13 protein-coding genes, 1 tRNA gene and 1 pseudogene are annotated in these 17,528 nt (G+C 65.6%); 6 read left to right on the forward strand and 9 right to left on the reverse strand.

The window, feature by feature from the left end; genetic code table 11:
* Positions 1-3: 3 nt before the first annotated feature.
* Positions 4-1,317, reverse strand: coding sequence for a Y-family DNA polymerase (locus tag RGE_RS08850; protein ID WP_043783935.1), 1,314 nt, complete (start codon positions 1,315-1,317; stop codon positions 4-6).
* The gene (imuA, locus tag RGE_RS08855) at positions 1,259-2,104 is read right to left on the reverse strand and encodes a translesion DNA synthesis-associated protein ImuA (RefSeq protein WP_014428014.1); all 846 of its coding nucleotides are present in this window, start codon (positions 2,102-2,104) and stop codon (positions 1,259-1,261) included. The genes RGE_RS08850 and imuA overlap by 59 nt, the downstream gene beginning before the upstream one ends.
* 127 nt (positions 2,105-2,231) lie before the next feature.
* On the opposite strand from imuA, the gene RGE_RS08860 reads away from it, so the two are divergent.
* Positions 2,232-3,191 (forward strand): SOS response-associated peptidase family protein, encoded by a 960-nt coding sequence (locus tag RGE_RS08860; protein ID WP_014428015.1) that lies wholly within the window; start codon positions 2,232-2,234, stop codon positions 3,189-3,191.
* 143 nt (positions 3,192-3,334) lie between these two features.
* A complete protein-coding gene (locus tag RGE_RS08865; RefSeq protein ID WP_014428016.1) occupies positions 3,335-3,907 on the forward strand; it encodes a DUF938 domain-containing protein in 573 nt (190 codons plus the stop codon).
* A gap of 299 nt (positions 3,908-4,206) precedes the next feature.
* Here RGE_RS08865 and RGE_RS08870 read toward each other — a convergent pair whose 3' ends face one another.
* From RGE_RS08870 to RGE_RS24010, 4 genes and pseudogenes are all read right to left on the reverse strand, one after another.
* A complete protein-coding gene (locus RGE_RS08870) occupies positions 4,207-5,916 on the reverse strand; it encodes a UvrD-helicase domain-containing protein (protein ID WP_014428018.1) in 1,710 nt (569 codons plus the stop codon).
* 5 nt (positions 5,917-5,921) lie between these two features.
* Entirely contained in the window at positions 5,922-7,739 is a 1,818-nt protein-coding gene (locus RGE_RS08875; protein ID WP_014428019.1) for an ATP-dependent nuclease, read from the reverse strand.
* Between the two features lie 288 nt (positions 7,740-8,027).
* Positions 8,028-8,654, reverse strand: a pseudogene (locus RGE_RS08880) (tyrosine-type recombinase/integrase).
* A 407-nt stretch (positions 8,655-9,061) separates the two neighbouring features.
* Positions 9,062-9,391 carry a hypothetical protein gene (locus tag RGE_RS24010; RefSeq protein ID WP_014428022.1) on the reverse strand — a complete coding sequence of 110 codons (330 nt, stop codon included), beginning with the start codon at positions 9,389-9,391 and terminating at the stop codon, positions 9,062-9,064.
* A 747-nt stretch (positions 9,392-10,138) separates the two neighbouring features.
* On the opposite strand from RGE_RS24010, the gene RGE_RS23605 reads away from it, so the two are divergent.
* Positions 10,139-12,037 (forward strand): matrixin family metalloprotease, encoded by a 1,899-nt coding sequence (locus tag RGE_RS23605; RefSeq protein WP_081528217.1) that lies wholly within the window; start codon positions 10,139-10,141, stop codon positions 12,035-12,037.
* Positions 12,038-12,552: 515 nt separating this feature from the next.
* Here the strand turns inward: RGE_RS23605 and RGE_RS08890 are convergent.
* On the reverse strand, positions 12,553-12,837 hold the full coding sequence (locus RGE_RS08890; protein ID WP_043783939.1) for a hypothetical protein: 285 nt from the start codon (positions 12,835-12,837) through the stop codon (positions 12,553-12,555).
* A 318-nt stretch (positions 12,838-13,155) separates the two neighbouring features.
* Here RGE_RS08890 and RGE_RS08895 point away from each other — a divergent pair, with 318 nt between their 5' ends.
* Positions 13,156-13,776, forward strand: coding sequence for an AbiU2 domain-containing protein (locus RGE_RS08895; RefSeq protein ID WP_043783940.1), 621 nt, complete (start codon positions 13,156-13,158; stop codon positions 13,774-13,776).
* A gap of 671 nt (positions 13,777-14,447) precedes the next feature.
* On the opposite strand, the gene RGE_RS08900 is transcribed toward RGE_RS08895, so the two are convergent.
* Positions 14,448-14,535: transfer RNA gene (locus tag RGE_RS08900), tRNA-Ser, on the reverse strand.
* 54 nt (positions 14,536-14,589) lie between these two features.
* Complete coding sequence (locus RGE_RS08905; RefSeq protein ID WP_014428026.1) at positions 14,590-15,414, reverse strand: symmetrical bis(5'-nucleosyl)-tetraphosphatase; 825 nt, start codon at positions 15,412-15,414, stop codon at positions 14,590-14,592.
* A gap of 66 nt (positions 15,415-15,480) precedes the next feature.
* Between RGE_RS08905 and RGE_RS08910 the strand changes: the two genes are divergently transcribed.
* Entirely contained in the window at positions 15,481-16,779 is a 1,299-nt protein-coding gene (locus RGE_RS08910; protein ID WP_014428027.1) for a hemolysin family protein, read from the forward strand.
* The gene (locus RGE_RS08915) at positions 16,776-17,528 is read left to right on the forward strand and encodes a SapC family protein (protein ID WP_014428028.1); all 753 of its coding nucleotides are present in this window, start codon (positions 16,776-16,778) and stop codon (positions 17,526-17,528) included. Before RGE_RS08910 ends, RGE_RS08915 begins: the two co-directional genes overlap by 4 nt.

The raw sequence follows: 17,528 nt of genomic DNA on the forward strand, positions 1-17,528 counted from the left end.
CGCTCACGCGAAGACCCCGTGCAGGTACCAGGCGGTCTCGTCGTTGGCCAGCCGCTCCTGGTAGATCCACAGCACCCCGGCGTGCTCGCTCAAGGCCACCCAGTAGTCGCGCTGTACGTTGGCGGTGGTCGCGGCTTCGCCTTCGCCGATGCGGTGCCACCACCCGCCTTCGACTCGGTGCGGGCCGGTCAGCAGCAGCAGCACGCCCTGGTACATCGGCCGGGGGCCGCGGGTGGCGAGCTTCAGGGGTTCGGGCAACACCCAGCTCGGCTGGGGCATCGCCTTGATGGCCGCGCTCTTGCGCGGCCGGGGTGCGGCAGCCGGCTGCCACATCTGCATCCATTCGACCCGGTGGTCGTCGACGATCACCGGCCGCAGCACGCGGTCCGGCCCCAACCGGGCGGCGATGCGCTCCAGCACCAGTTGCAGCGACTCCCCGTCCTGCGCCGGGTCGGGCAGCAGGCTGGCGCTGGCCGCTTGCAGCGGCACGACTTCGTCCGCCCTGAGTTCGAGGTCGCCCACCGGCGCCGCGAGGCTCACCTTGGCCAGGTGCTCGGCCAGCAGCCGGCACAGGTGCTCGAGGTCGCGCGTCGGCGCCGCGGTCCGGATCGTCAGCTCGCCACCCTCGCCCGCATCCCGGGACCGCATTGAGTCGTGCGCCCAGCGCAGCGTGTAGGCCGTCGTGCCGCAGTGCCGCGCCGCCAGCCAACCGCAGAGCTGCTGCAGCAAGCGCCTCGCCCCGAAGAGCAGGGCCGGCGCCGTCTCGACCCGCGACATCAGCTCCAGCCGGGATTCGAAACGCTCGGGCAGCGCGACCCAGGTGTGGACGCAGGGCAGCAGCCCGTAGGCCTGGTCGATCGCGGCGAGCAATTCCTTGTCGAAGCGGCGGCTGACGCCGCCCCGGGGCAAGCGGCGGATGTCGCCCAGCGTTTTGCAGCCCAGGCGGGCGAGCGTCGCCTGGTGCGGGCCGACGGCGCTCAGGACGCCCATCGGCAGGCTGTCCAGGAGGTCCGGCAAGGCACGCTTGAAGCCGTTCTCGACGCCGACGCGGGCCAAGGCCAGGGCGGCGAGGCTGGTGCCGGCCCAGGCCACGGCCTTGACGCCCTGGTCAGCGGCCTCGTGCACGACCTGGTCGCGCAGCGCCGTCTTGCCGCCGAACAGACGCACGCTGGCCTGCACCTCCATCAGCACCGCTTCGTCGCACACCGTGACCCGGGGCGTGAACTGCAGCGCCCAGACCGCCAGGCCCTGCAGCGCCTCAGCGGACGGTGGCGTGCCGTCGGGCCGCGAGGGAAGCAACAGGGCTGCCCAGAGCATGAGGGGCCACCTTGGAGGGGACGTGAAGGAGCCGGCTGGGGTGCCGCAGCCGCGGCGTCAGCACCGCGCCCAGCCCGCCGGGAATCGACGCCAGCTGGATCACGCCGTCGTATGCCGCACCGCGGCGTTTGAGCAGCCGCAGCTGCAGTTCCCAGTCCAGCCCGAAGCTGGCCAGCACCCGCAGCGGGGCCGCCGAGGGCTCGTGCTGGGCCGACGAGGGCCGAAACAGGAAGACTGGACCGTCGCAGGCCGGAGCGCAGACTTGCAGGCGGCGGATCTGTTCCGGGCGGGCCTGCGGCAGCCAGGCGAGCACCGCGCCGCAGGTACCGGCCTTGACCAGCTGTTCGGTGCACCACAGCCGCTCAGACGGGGCATCGGCCTGGATCCAGACCAAGTGGGCATCGTCCAGGCCTTCGTGGCGCAGTCCTGGCAGGTGCGGGGTCTTCGGCGGACCGACCACGACCACCGAGCCACCCCGGCCGACGACGGCGCGCAGCGCCGGGCCGAGCAGCCGCCACTCCAGCACCGAAGGCTGCGGGCACAGCAGCTCGGTCAGCGACCGGCAGGGCCAGCCGCCGCCAGGCAGCTCGCGGTCCAGCGCCTCGAAACCGCTGCCCAGCACCGGGCCGGCCTGCAGGCCCAGCTCGGTGCCGCGCCACAGCGCCGACTCGACTTCGGGCGGCAGCTCACCCGGCTGCGAACGCCGTGAGCGGGACTGGACGGGACGGTTGAAGGCCTGGACCGGCACTTCCCCGTCGCTGCCGGCCCATTCCAGGGCGGCAGTCATGTGGACTCCGGTACTGTATGGATAGCCAGTATGCCACCAGGAAATCCGGGATGCCAACGGGGCTGGGGCGCGGGCGTTCCGTACACTGCACCGGACCGCGGGCGTCGGTCGAAGGGAAGGCTCAGCGATGTGCTACAGCGCCATGGTCGTGGCCGACTACATCCGCTACACGCGGGACTACGGCGTCGAGCTGTCGATCCAGGACTTCTACGAGCTGTTCCACCGTCGTCATGCCGACCCCAGGATCAAGATCCCGAAGGCGATGGAACTCGGCTTCGCGGGGAACGAGGCGGCCGCGGGACAGCAGATCAACGCCCTAATCGCCGCGTTCAACGCCGAGCAGACGATCAAGCTCGAGCAGGAGTTGTTCAAGCAGCGCAAGCGGCTCGCCGACGCCCAGAGGAGTCTGGCGGCCAAGGTGACTAAGACTGCCGCGGACAGCGAGCGCATCGCCAGCGACAAGGTGCGCTGGGCGCTGGCCAAGCTGGCGGACCTGCGGCGGACCACCCTGGAAGACCGCGACGCCCGCATCTTCCCCGGGCACTACGCGCCTGTGATCGTGATCGAGGGCGGGCGCCGCGTTTTGAAGCCGATGCGTTACCAGTGCCGGCCGGCGGGCAAGCCGGCGTTCTACGACCAGAAGTACCCGGGGACCTACAACGCCCGCCGAGACAACCTGGGCGGGTTCTGGAAGGACCTGTTCGGCTACTCGCACGGTCTCATGCTGGTCAACGCGTTCTTCGAGAACGTCGATGCGCACAAGGTCCAGGGCCGAGAGCTGGCTGAAGGCGAGAAGCCGACCAACGTGGTACTGGAGTTCCGGCCCCAACCGGTGCAGGACATGCTGGTGGCGTGCCTGTGGTCGCGCTGGTCGGCGCCGGGCGAGCCGGAGCTGCTGTCCTTCGCGGCGATCACCGACGAGCCGCCGCCCGAGGTGGCGGCCGCCGGCCACGACCGCTGCATCGTGCCGATCCGACCCGAGCACATCGACGCTTGGCTCAGTCCGGACCCGAAGAACCTGAAAGCGCAGTTCGAGATCCTGGACGACCGGGCACGGCCGTACTACGAGCATCGGCTGGCGGCGTAGCGCGACACCCTCATGATCCGATACGAGAAGGACTTTGAGCGCTTCGTGCCACTCCACGGGATCGGGTCACACACCGATGCCCGGGCGTCCCATCGCGGCGAGCCGGATCCGCGGACGCCGACCTTGCCCTGAACCTCAAGACCATGGCCGCCACTCACAGCCCTGCCGCCGAGCGCAACCGCGGCCCGATCTTGGCCGAACTGCAGCGCGTGCTGCCGAGTACCGGGCTGCTCCTGGAGATCGACAGCGGCAGCGGGCAGCATGCGGCTTTCTGCAGCGAGGGCCTGCCGGGCTGGCAGTGGCAGCCGACCGAAGCCGACGCCGCCGCGCTGGACTCGATTGCGGCCTGGTGCGCAGGCTTGCCGAGGGTCAGGCAGCCGCTGCTGCTGGATGTGCGCCAGCCCGTCTGGCCATGTCCCGAGCCGGTGGACGCAATCCTCTGCGCCAACCTGCTGCACATCGCGCCGTGGGCGTGCTGTGCGGCGCTGATGCGGGGCGCGGCCCTCTTGGAAGACGGTCTTCCGACCGCTCCGGGCAACTTGGCTTTCGACGCCGATCTGAAGCGGCGCAATGCCGAGTGGGGGATCAGGCGGCGGGAGGCCGTGGAGGCAGAGGCGCGGACGGTAGGACTGGCGCTGCACGAGCGCGTGGTGATGCCGGCAAACAATCTCCTACTGGTGTTCGGACGCGGAGGGGACCCCATCCCGAGGGACTGAATTGCAGTGGGAGCTGTCCGAGGCCTCAGGTTGTCATCGTCACGATGACCGCCGCCTTGCAGTCATCCGCTGCAGCACAGGCGCATCGGACTGAGGGACCGGAGTCCGGCGTGCTGCGGACATCGCCGGTGCCGAGTCGACGCATGTTCCCGAACGACCGCTTTCCGACCGCCTGAACTGGCGGTCTCGACCCAGAGCAGTCGATCGCGGCTCCAGATGGGCAGCTCGAAACTTGACGTTCGGGGCTGGCGTAGGCCAGCGCCAGCTTCCATCGCACAGCTGACTTCCGGAACATATAGCTAAAGAAACTGGCACCCGTCTCTCTGGGGCGTCACGATCGTCGTGCGCCGGATGGCCCGCGTGACCGCGACGCGCAGCGCCAGCCGCGACTGCGCGATGCGCCTTGCGTCGGCGTTCGCAGCCACGATCCGCCCGGAGTAGGTGCCCTCATAGATCACGACCTCGTCAAACTCCTTCCCCTTGGCCTTGTGGATGGTCATCAGGTGCAGCCCGCGCCACTCCTTCTGCGCGACGACGAAATGCTCCTGGAGCAGGGCGTCGCGAAGCGCCTCCTCTGCACCGAGATAGTCACCCTGCGTCCTCCACATCTCGCTAAGCGCTGTGCGCAGCGCAGAGCCCCTGTGCAGCAGGCGGAGAAAGCGAGCGTCCTCGGCCACGCGGGCCACTTGGGGCGCGGCCGAAGCGGCGATCAGCGCGCGCACGGCGGACCAATCTTCCTCGGGGTTCCCTGAGAGGCAGAGATCCGCGCGTTCCGCCGCAATCCTCTGGCACTCCATGACGACGAGCTTCCTGTTCTTGCCTCGGATCTTTCCAGTCGACATATATGCGCCGATGGCGCCAGCGAGGTCCATCTCCACCTGCGCCGGAGCCTTGTTTCCACCACGGCCACGGATGTGGGTGTGCAGCGTGGCGACTAGGCGTGACGCCAGCGCCGCGATGTCGCCGCCTTCCAGCAACACTGCGATGACGTTCGCCGCCAGAGACGGCGACTCCGCGTCCATCGCAACGTCATGCCGAAGTGCAGGCAGGCCATCCAGGTCAGACGACAGGTACTGCGAGAACTGCAGCATGAACGCCTTCGACGGCACGAGGACGGACACCGATGTGTTTGGCTGGTCGCGCAGACGCCGCAGCGCGGCGAGAACCTCCGCCTTCGCCCGAAAGTGCGGGCTCTGGTTCCTGCGGAAGCCATAGCGCACGATCTTCACGTGCGTGTACCGTCTGCCGCGGTTCCGATCGGTCAACAGGTCGTTGCCGAAGGCGGCTATGTCCGTTCCGTTGCTGCGGTGGTTCTCGCCCGAGAAATCGAAGCTCCCCGGTTGGAACGCCTCGACGAACTCACCCAGGCGGCGGGGATCGGCACCGCGGAACTCGTAGATCCGCTGGTCGGGGTCTCCGAGCGCGATTAGGCGGCTATGCCGACCCAGCTGACGGATCATCGCCCATTCGTCGGCGTTTGTGTCCTGGAACTCGTCCAGGATGACCATGGGATAGGCGTCGCAGTAGATGCCCGCCAACCGGGCGCTGCGCTGGAAGAGCTGCGCGACCAGCCGCGCGAACAGGTCGAAGTGCAGCCGCCCCTCCTGCTCGAATAGACGAAGCATCTCCTGCTCGCGGACGCTTGCGTCCACGTCCGCAAAGTGGGCCGCGGCCTCCGGCGGCGGCAGAAGGGTGATGGACCTCGCGGTGTTCAACAGATAGCCGTGGCTGCGCAGGATGCTCCATGCGAACCCGTGGTACGTGTTGATCTCGAGGCGCTTGAGTTTTTCCGGCGAGATGAGCTCGGCCGCCTTCTCGAGGATTCGCGCGACCGTTGGCCTTGCAAAGCTCAGGAACAGCACCTTTTGGCCTGGGTTCAACGCTCCGTGGGCAACCTGCTGCTGGGCTTTGACGAGCGCCACGTGAGTCTTGCCGGCGCCCGGGCCAGCTAGGGCCAATGCATGTCCGGGGCAGCCCAGGAAGGCGAGCTTCTGCGGACTCCAGACCATGGACTTCAGGCCGCTGCGGCTTCTGCTGGGGGCGCAGGCGGCGGAGCCGGAGACGGAGGCGGTGCAGGCGGCAGAGGCTCCACGACCCGGAAGACTCCGTGCAGGCAGCTTGAGATGTATTCAGGCATCTCCTGCCAGCCCGCGCAGGACGCCAGCAAGTCGGCCGCTTGGCCGCTGCCCTTGCCCCAGGCGAAGTACTGCGACAGCGCGTTGGCTATCGAAGCACTATCGGAGTCTGCCCTCGGTGTGACGGGGATCAAGTGCTGCGGCCAGTCGCCGTCGGCAACCACGCCCAGCGCGTAGCGCCGGATCGCGTTCTCGCTAGTACCCTGCAACACCAGCGACTCGAATCCCTTCATATGCGATTCGTACGGGTAGTCGACAGCGGCACGGATAAGGGCAAGCTGTGTCTCGTCCTGCTTGTCGAACACAGCAAAGACGGTCTTGCCCAGCCCCCTAAAGAAGTTGCCTAGCGGCGCGACTTGGGAGTCCGACTTGGCGTCGATGATCGCCACGCCGAGCGCCTCGAGCGACTTGAAATACTGGGGATCGGTCTGGCTGAGTCTGCGCGCGGCGGTCGGCAGCGCGTCGTACTCCGTGCGGCCCTCGACGATGAGGACGTACTTGGCGAGCAGAGCCTCGCAGAAGCGCGCCCGGAACTCCGCCTTGTAGGTCTTCGGCTTAATCGTGGGCGGCAGGCTGGCAGGGACGGAGGTCAGCACGCCACTCACGCGCTTCAGCACTTTGATCTGAGCGGGTTCGAACTCCTCGAGCACGAATGGAGAGTGCGACGTAAAGAGGGCCTGTGCGGACTTCTCGCGCACGCTGTTGACGATGCGCTTCTGAGTATGCGGAGGCAGCGCCGTCTCTGGCTCCTCCATGGCGAAGATGACGTTCTGCTTGAGTTCGGCAATGATGGACAACAGCGCAAGCACCAGTGTGTTGATAGTGCCGGTGCCCTGATGCTGGTACGGAGCGGCGTAGCTGCTGCCGTCAGGGCGCTTCACGCCGGTACCCATGAATACTGTAAGCGTGCGACGCAGGGTCTCGCGGGTGAGATCCGAGACGCGCATGTGCGGATCCTCGGCCCAGTCAGACGGAACGAACTTCTTGATCGAGGCCTGCACCGCGGCCAGTAACGTGGTGACGCCGAGTTCGGGTTTCTCGGCGACCGGTAGGGTGCGCAGAGACACTAGCAGTTCCTCCCACATCTTCAGACGCGACTCTTGAAGGCGCAGGATTACGTCAAGCAGCGACCCCCGTTCCAGACTGAGTGCGCGCGAGCCGGTACGTACCGTTCGCAGGTAGAGAAATCCGCACTTGCGCTTGTCGGAGGCGCGAAACGTCGGGTACTCGCCGGCGCCAATTGGGGCGGGCAGGGCGAAGAACGTGTTGCCAAGGAAGTCGTCTTCTTCAGCGTCGTACGCGCCGCGAAAGAACACGCGCAGCGCAGGCCCAACACCTGCAGCATCAGTTCCTTCGACGGGCGGGCCGGCTAGCAGCACCTTCGCGTTCGTATCCCACCATTCGATGTGTTCACGAAAGTGCCGGAGCTGCTCATCGTTAAGGTCCGCAACGATGACTTCGACCGACAGTGGGATCGCCTGGCCGTCAGCGGTTAGGTATTGGCCGGCGTAGAAGTCGTGCTCGTCGACGACGGGACGGCGTGAGAGTCGCTCCGGGCCCAACACGAGGTCGATCGCCTCAAGCAGCGTGGACTTGCCAGCGTTGTTGTCTCCGACGAGCACGCTGTGGCCGTCGAAGTGGACAGTACCCTCCGCAATCCCTCGAAAGTTCGCGACCTTGATCTGAACGATCTTCACGAAGCCTCCCTCGCCTGCGGCTTGTTATCGCGGCCGCTTTCGCATGATTGTGAACCGGTCGAGTTTCCTCGCGACACTGGATCGAGATGGCGCGGTTGCTGCAGCGGTTGCAGTCGTAGCTGGCGATCCTGCCATAAGGGAGCCCAGAAGATTCGCTGCCGCAAAGCGGCCGTCGGCGGCTGGCAGCTCGTGGCCGGGACCGTCCGGACGGCGCGGCACCCGTAAGCCGCCGATCGCCCCTCACCAGTCCGCCGGACTTGGCGTCGCGGCGATAGGCTCCGGACGCAGTCAGATCTCAGTCTGTTCCGAGATCTCCAGCGCGTCGTCGACCTCGATGCCGAGGTACCTCCTCACTGTCGACTCGAGCTTGGAATGACCGAGCAGTAGCTGGACGGCCCGGAGGTTCTTCGTCCGCCGGTAGATCAGGGTCGCCTTCGTGCGCCGCATCGAGTGCGTACCGTAGTCCGCGCGATCCAGGCCGAGGTCATTGACCCACCGGCCGAGGATGCGCGCGTACTGACGGATCCCCAGGTGCGGCGATTCGTGGATACGGCTTGGAAACAGGAAGTCATCGGACTTCAGCCCGGCCTGCTGGATCCAGGCCTGAAGTGCTTCCCGGGTCGCTGGCGTGATCTTGAATTGCACGGGTCGCAGCGTCTTGTGCTGCATCACGATGGCCCGCGTCGCGGCCTAGTCTCCATGGCAGACGTCGCGGACCTTGAGGCCGATGAGGTCGCAGCCGCGCAGCTTGCTGTCGATGCCGAGGTTGAAAAGCGCGAGCTCGCGCACCCGGCCCTCCATCTGCAGGCGCACCCGCAGCGCCCAGATGTCCTTGACCTTGAACGGCGACTTCTGCCCGACGATCTTGCCCTTGTTCCAAGGTTCGCGATGAACGACGGTGGCGTTGGCTTCCATGATGGGCTCCCATCAAGTTGTGGGCCAACCAAGATCCGCCTTCGACCTCTCGATGTCGTAGCACCTGCGCAAGAGCGCGAGGCCGGCGGAGTCAGCGACGCGCCGCCCAGCGACTGGCCGCTTTCGGGCGCACTTGGCTACAGGCGGTCCCGGCCAGGAGCGGTCGCTCGCGGGCGACCCCTTATGGCGGATTCACTTGGCCCTTGGGACAAGTTGCCGGTCGGCTGACTACCGTCTTCCGCGTCGGAAAGAACCCGTCAATTTCGGTAGCAAGAATAGCCCAATTCTATCTGCATCGCCGTCGAAGCAAGGAAAGATAGATCGCCCTTCAGAGCCGCTCAGACTGGACGGAAACCATAGCCTGGGACTGCGCGCTGTTTTGGCGCGCCGCCACCCCTTGCACGAAATCATTTATCAACACACATGCACGAGAAGTTTGTTGGGATGCGCCCTGCGTTTCCGCCCTCATTTATCGCGCAGCCATTCTTTTCACCAACCGTGGTAAAACCGGCTCTATCGGCAGTATCATCGGTTACGCCGGGCGTTGCCGGTGCCGAGCAAACGTAGCTTTCCGGATTTCCGGCGATCCTTCCCAGCAACACAGGCAATTTACCGTCTGGACAAACCGCATCGCAAGTCTTCTCGTTGGCCTTGACCCAAATAGGTTCGGCAGCCGCTGCTAAAGACGTCGAAATCAAGATAAAGAAACCCGCCGCAATACGAATTAGATTGATCATTGCAATTCCTTCGCTAGGCCATTCGTTCGAAGGGCGAAGAGAGAAGCAGCATCATTCTCTGCCTCCGCCTTCGTGAGAACGCACTATAGTCGAAAGCGCCGAAGAGGGGCGCTATTGTCTAGGGGTGATGCCAAAACTTCGGGAAGGTACGATGCGGGTTACTTTTGCCGCCAGGTGCCAAACCCGACGGCAAGAATTCCGTGGACTAAAGTGTCCCGGCGAAGAGACACTCACAGCCAGCGTCAAAGCGCGGTTGCGACCGGCAGGTTCGGCTCTACAAGTCAAGAGCGAATGTCTCTTCTGGGTCAGCTGTGACCAGTCAGCGCGACGCTGAGCTGACATCGGCGCCGGTCACCTACCCCCTAGTTCAAGCGACGGCTGTCGGCGAAGCCGCCCGCAGAGCGGGCCCTGCCATGACAAGAAATCCATGACCGTCCACTGCGCGGCTGGCCGGCGCCCCACGCGCGCTGTTATCTCGCGTACTAGGGATGCGCCACCGTCGCTGCACGTGTTGAAGTCGCCTGTTATCGAGCATCGGTAGCAAATCACATAGCGTAGTCACACGCAGTAGCCGCGCATCGTTTGGCGCACAACATCAAGAAGATCGCGACTCGGGCGGGGAGATCGGCGAAGACCAGGGTCGGGCCGCGATTCGAGCGGCAAGTCCTGAGCTGGGCGTCAGTGAAATGAAGCTTCTTCCTGCTTCATCCGACGCCCCAACAACGGGAAGACATAGGGGACAAGATGATGAGTCAAGCTAAGGGCAAAGCATTTCCCTCGAAGTTAGGTTTGGCAAAAGGTGACGCCGGTGACGACGTTGCACTTCTGCAAGCCTATCTGCAGAAATTTGGCTACCTTCGCATTCCTTCTCTCCGTGAAGAGTTTGTTGCTGCGAGAATCCACGCCAAGCCCCCTGTAGGCGAGCTGGGTAAGTTCGATGCCTCAACACATGAGGCGTTGCTAAGGTATCAGGCCTTCTTTGGGTTGCCAGCCACCGGCGTTCTCGACCAAGCAACCGTGGACGAAATTAGGAGGCCGCGATGTGGGTTTCCAGACTTGCCTAGCGATGCACTTGCCGAGTTCGCCTCCCAGGGAAGCCGTTGGCAAAAACTAAATCTGACTTACGGATTCTCTGAATTCTCGCCTGACTTGGATTCCAATCAAGCACGTGGCGCGGTTCGAGCAGCCCTTGACCTTTGGGCCAATGTCACCTCGCTTACCTTCACCGAGGTATCAGCGACAAATAACCCCGACTTCATCATTCGCTTCGTTGCCGGTGACCATGGAGATGGCTCGCCCTTCGATGGGGTAGGTCGCGTTCTGGCCCACGCATACTACCCACCGCCCGCGGGTGGCGGTCTCGCCGGCGATGCACACTTTGATGAGTCGGAAACGTGGACTGTGATACTACCCCCGCCAGCAAATACTATTGACTACGTTACGGTAGCGGCGCACGAGTTTGGCCACTCCTTGGGGCTCGCTCACTCGCAAATTGCAGGCGCGTTGATGTTTCCAAGCTACTCAGGACCACATCGCTTCCTGCATCAGGATGACATTGATGGAATACGGTCCATTTATCCGTGGGGGTGGGACCATGTGTATCGGCAGGTCGATCCGGGCTCAGGGATCGGTGGCTTTGATCTCCGCTCACCTGGCGATCGAGTATTCGCTTTTGACTACGAAGGCTCTGGCCGCCTTGATCATCTGGTCTTCTTCCGCCCTGGCACTGGGGCCGTATTCATACTCAAGAACGCGGGTGGCACGTTCTTGCCGGTCTACTCCCAAGTGGATCCAGGCGCCGGCATCGGCGGCTTTGATCTTCGCTCGCCGCTTGACCGAGCCTTTGCGTTCGACTACGCCAAGACGGGGAAGCTCGATCACCTCGTCTTCTATCGGCCTGGAACAGGGGCAATCTTCATCCTCAAAAACAATGGCGGTTCCTTCGCTCCTGTGTACTCACAGGTCGACCCGGGCGGCGGTATTGGTGGCTTCGACCTGCGCTCTCCTGCCGACCAAGGCTTCGCCTTCGACTACGACGGCTCCGGGCTCCTTGATCATCTGGTCTTCTTCCGCCCTGGCACTGGGGCCGTCTTCATACTCAAGAACGCGGGTGGTACGTTCTTGCCGGTCTACTCCCAAGTGGATCCAGGCGCCGGCATCGGCGGCTTTGATCTTCGCTCGCCGCTTGACCGAGCCTTTGCGTTCGACTACGCCAAGACGGGCAAGCTCGATCACCTCGTCTTCTATCGGCCTGGAACAGGGTCAATCTTCGTCCTCAAAAACAATGGCGGTTCCTTTGCTCCTGTGTACTCGCAGGTTGACCCCGGCGGCGGTATTGGTGGCTTCGACCTGCGCGCTCCTGCCGACCAAGGCTTTGCCTTCGACTACGAAGGCTCCGGGCGCCTTGATCATCTGATCTTCTTCCGCCCTGGAACTGGGGCCGTCTTCATACTCAAGAACGCGGGCGGCACGTTCTCGCCGGTCTACTCTCAACTGGATCCAGGCGCCGGCATCGGCGACTATGACCTGAAGGCTCCCGCCGACATCGGTCTGGCATATGACTACAAGAGTTCTGGAAGACTCGATCACCTCCTTTTCTGCCGTCCCGGTCGGGGCGCCATTTTTATTCTTGAGAGAGAGCTATAGGGACGCTGGTGCCTGCCGGTGTGCCCGATGCAGGGCCCCTTCGGCCGCCTTGCACGGGTTTTAACGGCAGCGACAGGCGCGAGCGGCAGCTTCGTGGCGACGAATTCAAGCCAGTGGATGGCACATTCGGGTCGCGACCGCCAGTTCAGGCGGTTGGCAAGCGGTCTGCCGCGATCACGTGCCGGCTGGCGCTCGGCGGTGTCAGCAGCACGCCGGACTACGGACACTCAATCGGATGCGCCCGCGCTGTATCGAATGACCGCAAGACGGCGGTCATCGTGAGGGCGACCACCGGCGGCCTACGACAGCACCCGCTGCACTGCAGCCGTCCAGCCACTAGCAACTGCCCTAGACTGGATGCGGTCATCCATGCCCCATCTGGCCGGCGTCCGCGTCGCAGCGTGCGGTGAGCGTGTCGCCGTCGGCGATGCCGATGTTCAGGCATGAGAGGACAGCTGCAGCGAGGGGCATCAAACCCTCAGCGCATGCAGGGTGCCGCTGGAGCGACCGAGGGCTCAGTTGTGCACGCTTACGGTCGTCACGTTGCCGTCGTCGTCCATCGGGTGCTTGAAGCTCCCCAGGAAGACGGCGGAGCCGAGCAGCCGGTTGTACTCGTCGACGAAGAATTGGCGCTGATCCCACGCCTCGAAGCACTTCCGGTGCATCACAGCGTCGGAGTACTTCCAGAGCGGGTGGTCGGAGGAGTCGAGGAACTGGGTCGTGGCGACGATGTCCCGGTCGTCTTCGATCACATGCTCACAGAGGGGGCACGTCGTCACGCCGGGAAACAGGATAGCCATCAGTTCGCTGGGTCGCAGAGTCGGTTCCGGATTCTGCGACGGTCAGCGCCGGCCCGGCGCAAGGCTGCAGCGGAGAAATCCACCCACCGCCGGACGGCCAAGGCATCGCTCGCGCCGCGGTGGCTCCAGAGGTCGGCGCTTCCCTCGCCACGGGGCACCCTGAAGCGGGATGCCCAGGAGCCGCAGAGGTTGCAGCATGGCGCCGCGCCGGGACAGTGGCAGCCGCTGCAGCGGTTGCTGGCCGCGGACCCTCGGGCGAGCGATCGTGCCGGTGCTCCGCGCTATCCTGCGCTGTCATCTGAACAGCCGGCGCGACACATGTGCACCCCGGATCTGGAGCGCCTGCGAGCAGCATTTATCGCCTTTCGAGTCGAGTCGGTCGAGCTTCGGGCGCTCTACGACACTCACCAGGCGCTGTTCTCCTCGGGTCAGGATGTGGACGCGCTTCTACGCGAGATAGCGCCGCTCTTCTTCTCTGATTTGAGCCGCATGCTTGTACAGCAATGGATCCTCGGCGTCGCTCGCCTGACTGATCAGGCGCGGAGCGGAAGGAAAAACCCGCGGAACAACCTCACGGCGGCGCAGTTGTTGCAGCAGTTGAAGGCGCTTCCGCCAGAGGCCCTGGGCGGCGAAGGTCCGCAGGCGTTGGATCTGATCGACCGCTGCAACGAGCGGCTCGACTCCTACCGCGCGCTCATCAAGGACGCTCGAGACAAAGTGGTGTCGCATGCCGACTTGGAGGTCCACTTGTCCAGCGCGGTCCTGGGCGAGCATGCGTCGGCAGAAGTCGATGGCTTCCTGGACTGCCTGCAGGAGTTCAACGATCTCGTAGGTAATGCCTTGGGCGAGGGCTTGCTCGACTTCACAGGCACGGGCGGTCCTGGTGATGCCTACGACCTGATCCGCGTGCTGAAGGCAGCGCACCATGCCGAGAGGTAGGCCCACAAGGAACATCGTGCAGCGAGATCAGGCCTGCCGCCAGATCAGATCAGTCGCAGACGACTGGTGGGCCTAAGCGAAAACTACAGCGCAGGAGCCGCCTCGAAGTTGTCCTCGGAGCCAAGTTCACCGTTCCGCCGCCTCGCCCGGCGTTCGGAACAGCCAGGCGTCTTCATCCTCGCGCTCGATCGGGCACGATTGCGCACTTGTCCTGCTGGCCGGCCGGCGTCACGGGCTGGATCGTGACGGCGATTCTTCCTTCAACGGCCTGCTAATGCCGGCCGGGCTGTCGACTTCGCAGCAGTGGCGAAGAGGATGAGCTCTGGAGCGTCGCTTCTCGAGGGAGGGCCTGCCGATGAGCGGGTCGTAGACGACCGGCCTCGGTCATTTCTGATCCTTCGAACTGCGGGCATCGTCTTCCCGCATGTTCGTTGACGGTACCGCTCCAGGTCCCGCACAGCCGGGATCCGGCCGCTGAGGAACATGACAGCAAGAGCGGGGCTCTCTGACCTTTGCAGCGCACGCCAAGCTGAAGTTCAGAGATTGGGTGCGCCTAACACATTTTTAGAGAAAGGCAAAATGTGGCCGATCGGCAGTTAACCCATAAAGCGGCTATGCGGCCACTTTATGGTTAACGGCACAGGCCTAAGTGCTTGTCCTGCCTGGACTTTTGGCGGAAGCGGTGAGATTCGAACTCACGGACGGTTGCCCGTCGCCGGTTTTCAAGACCGGTGCAATCGACCACTCTGCCACGCTTCCTGGGTCGTCCGGCGTGATGCCGGAGCGGCCGATTCTAGGGCGGCGCGGGGCCGTTCAGGCCCCCGGTCGCTGCGCCTGGCGGCAGCCGACCTGAACCAGCTCCTGGCGGCCGCCGTCCACGCGCACGGCGCTGAGCTGGCCGCCCCAGACGCAGCCGGTGTCCAGCGCCATCAGCTCGGGCTCGATCACCAGCCCCAGCGTGCTCCAGTGGCCGAAGGCGATCGGCTCGCCGGCGCTCCTGCGGCCGGGCACCTCGAACCAGGGCATCAGCCCCGGCGGCGCTTCGGCGGCGCCGTCCTTGGTCTTGAAGTCCAGCGTGCCGTCGGCGCGGCAGAAGCGGATGCGCGTCAGCGTGTTGACGACGAAGCGCAGCCGGTCGGTGCCCGCCAGCGCGTCGTCCCAGCGCGCCGGCTCGTTGCCGTACATGCGCTGCAGGAAGGCCTCCAGCTCCGGGCCGCACAGGCAGGCCTGCACCTCGGCGGCCAGGGCCAGCGTCTGCGCCGCGTCCCATTGCGGCACGACGCCGGCGTGCACGCACAGCCAGCCGGCCTCGACGTGCGCCAGCGGGCGATGGCGCAGCCAGTCCACCCAGGCCGCGGCGTCGGGCGCGGCGAGGATCTCGCCCAGCGTGTCGTTGCGGTGCAGCGCCCGCACGCCGTGGGCCACGGCCAGCGTGTGCAGGTCGTGGTTGCCCAGCAGGCACACCGCCGCGTCACCCAGCTCGCGCAGCCGGCGCAGCACGGCCAGGTTGGCCGGGCCGCGGTTGACGAGGTCGCCGAGCACGACCAGCCGGTCGCGCGACGGGGAGAAGCCGATGTCGGCGAGCAACTGTTCCAGCGCGTCCGCGCAGCCTTGCACGTCGCCAGCGAGGTAGATCATGGCGCGGATTCTGCTACGCTCGCCCGCCTCCCCACAGCCCGTCGCCGCCGTGTCGCGGCGGCTCGAATGGACGTTACCCTTCTCGTCTTCCTCATCCTGCTCAACGGCGTGTTCGCGATGTCGGAGATGGCGCTCACCGCGTCACGCAAGATCCGGCTCCAGGTGATGGTGGAAGACGGTGCCCCCGGCGCCCAGGCGGCGCTGGCCCTGCACGAGAACCCCACGCGTTTCCTCTCGGTGGTGCAGATCGGCATCACCTCCATCGGCATCCTCAACGGCATCGTCGGCGAGAACGCCTTCTCGGCGCCGCTGGCCGACTCGCTGATCGAGCTCGGCGTGCACGAGCACACCGCGCGCATCGGTGCGACGGCGATCGTCGTCGTGCTGATCACGATCCTCACGATCATCTTCGGCGAGCTGGTGCCCAAGCGCCTGGGCCAGCTCTATCCGGAGACGGTGGCGCGCCTGGTGGCGCGGCCGATGAACTGGATCTCGCTGGGCGCGCGGCCGCTGGTGCTGCTGCTGTCGGCGTCGACCAACGCGATGCTGCGCCTGCTGGGCATCCGCGACGACGGCCAGCGTGCGGTCACCGAGGAGGAGATCGCCGCCAGCCTGGAAGAAGGCCTGGACGCCGGCGTCATCGAGGCCCAGGAGCACCAGATGGTGCGCAACGTCTTCCGCCTCGACGACCGCCAGATCGGCTCGATGATGATCCCGCGGGCCGAGATCGTCTGGCTCGAGGCCGAGGCGCCGATCGGCGAGGTGCTGGCGCAGATCGCCGAGCACGGCCATTCGCGCTACCCGGTGTGCCGCGGCAGCCTGGACGACGTCATCGGCGTGCTCGGAGCGCACGCGCTGCTGCTGCCCTTGTCGCGCGGCGAGACGCCGCAGCTGCAAACGCTGCTGACGCCGCCGGTCTTCGTGCCCGAGACGCTGTCGGGCATGGAGCTGCTGGAGCACTTCCGCCAGTCGCGCGCCGACCTCGTGTTCGTCGTCGACGAGTACGGCGCGGTGCAGGGCGTGATCTCCGAGCGCGACCTGCTCGAGGCGATCACCGGCGAGTTCGGCAACCAGACCGACGAGGACGCCTGGGCCGTGCAGCGCGAGGACGGCAGCTGGCTGATGGACGGGCTGATCCCGGTGCCCGAGCTGAAGGACCGGCTCGAGCTGAAGGAACTGCCCGACGAGGAACGCGGCCGCTACAACACGCTGGCCGGGATGGTGATGCTGCTGCTGGGCCGGCTGCCGAAGACGGCCGACTCCGTGACCTGGCAGGGCTGGCGCTTCGAGGTCGTCGACCTCGACGGCAAACGGGTCGACAAGGTGCTCGTCTCGCGCACTGACAACACAGGAGAAAACGAATGATCAACCCGCTGCTGCACCGCAAGCCGGTGCCCGTGGACCGCAACGAGCACCGCTCCGTCCAGCTGACGCTGCCGGTGCAGGACTGGAGCATCGCCTCCGAGCTCAACTCCGTCTTCATCGCCGCGTCGGAGTTCGCCGACGTCGCGCGCGAGTTCCCGATCCTCTTCGTGCAGGCCGGCACCGACGAGGCCGGCAAGCCCGAGATCGCGCCGATCGCCGTCTTCGGCCTGGTGCAGAAGCAGAACCTGTTCGTCGAGCAGGGCGGCTGGCGCGCGACGTCGATGCCGACCACGCTGCGCATCTATCCGTTCTGCGTCGGCCGCGTCGACGCCGAGCGCTGGGCGGTGTGCCTGGACGCCGGCTGGAGCGGCGTCGTGAGCGAAGGCGGTCATGCGCTGTTCGGCGCCGACGGCGAGCCGACCGACATGCTCAAGGACGTCGGCCGCCAGCTCGAAGCCTTCGAGGCCGTGACGCAGCAGACCCGGGTGCTGTTCCGCCGTCTGCGCGACCTGGATCTGCTGCGCCCGATGCGCTTCGACGCCAAGCTGCCCGACGGCAGCACGCTGGGCGTCGACGGCTTCCTGACGGTCGACGAACAGAAGCTCCAGGCGCTGGACGCGGCGACGGTCTACGAGCTGTTCAAGTCCGGCCTGCTGGGGCTGGTGCACGCCCACATGGTGTCGCTGGGCCACGTGCGCAAGCTGCTGGACTGGCACATCGCGCGCCTGCCGGCCGCTCCCGCGGCCTGA

This window comes from Rubrivivax gelatinosus IL144, assembly GCF_000284255.1.
Classification (GTDB): Bacteria; Pseudomonadota; Gammaproteobacteria; order Burkholderiales; family Burkholderiaceae_C; genus Rubrivivax; species Rubrivivax gelatinosus_A.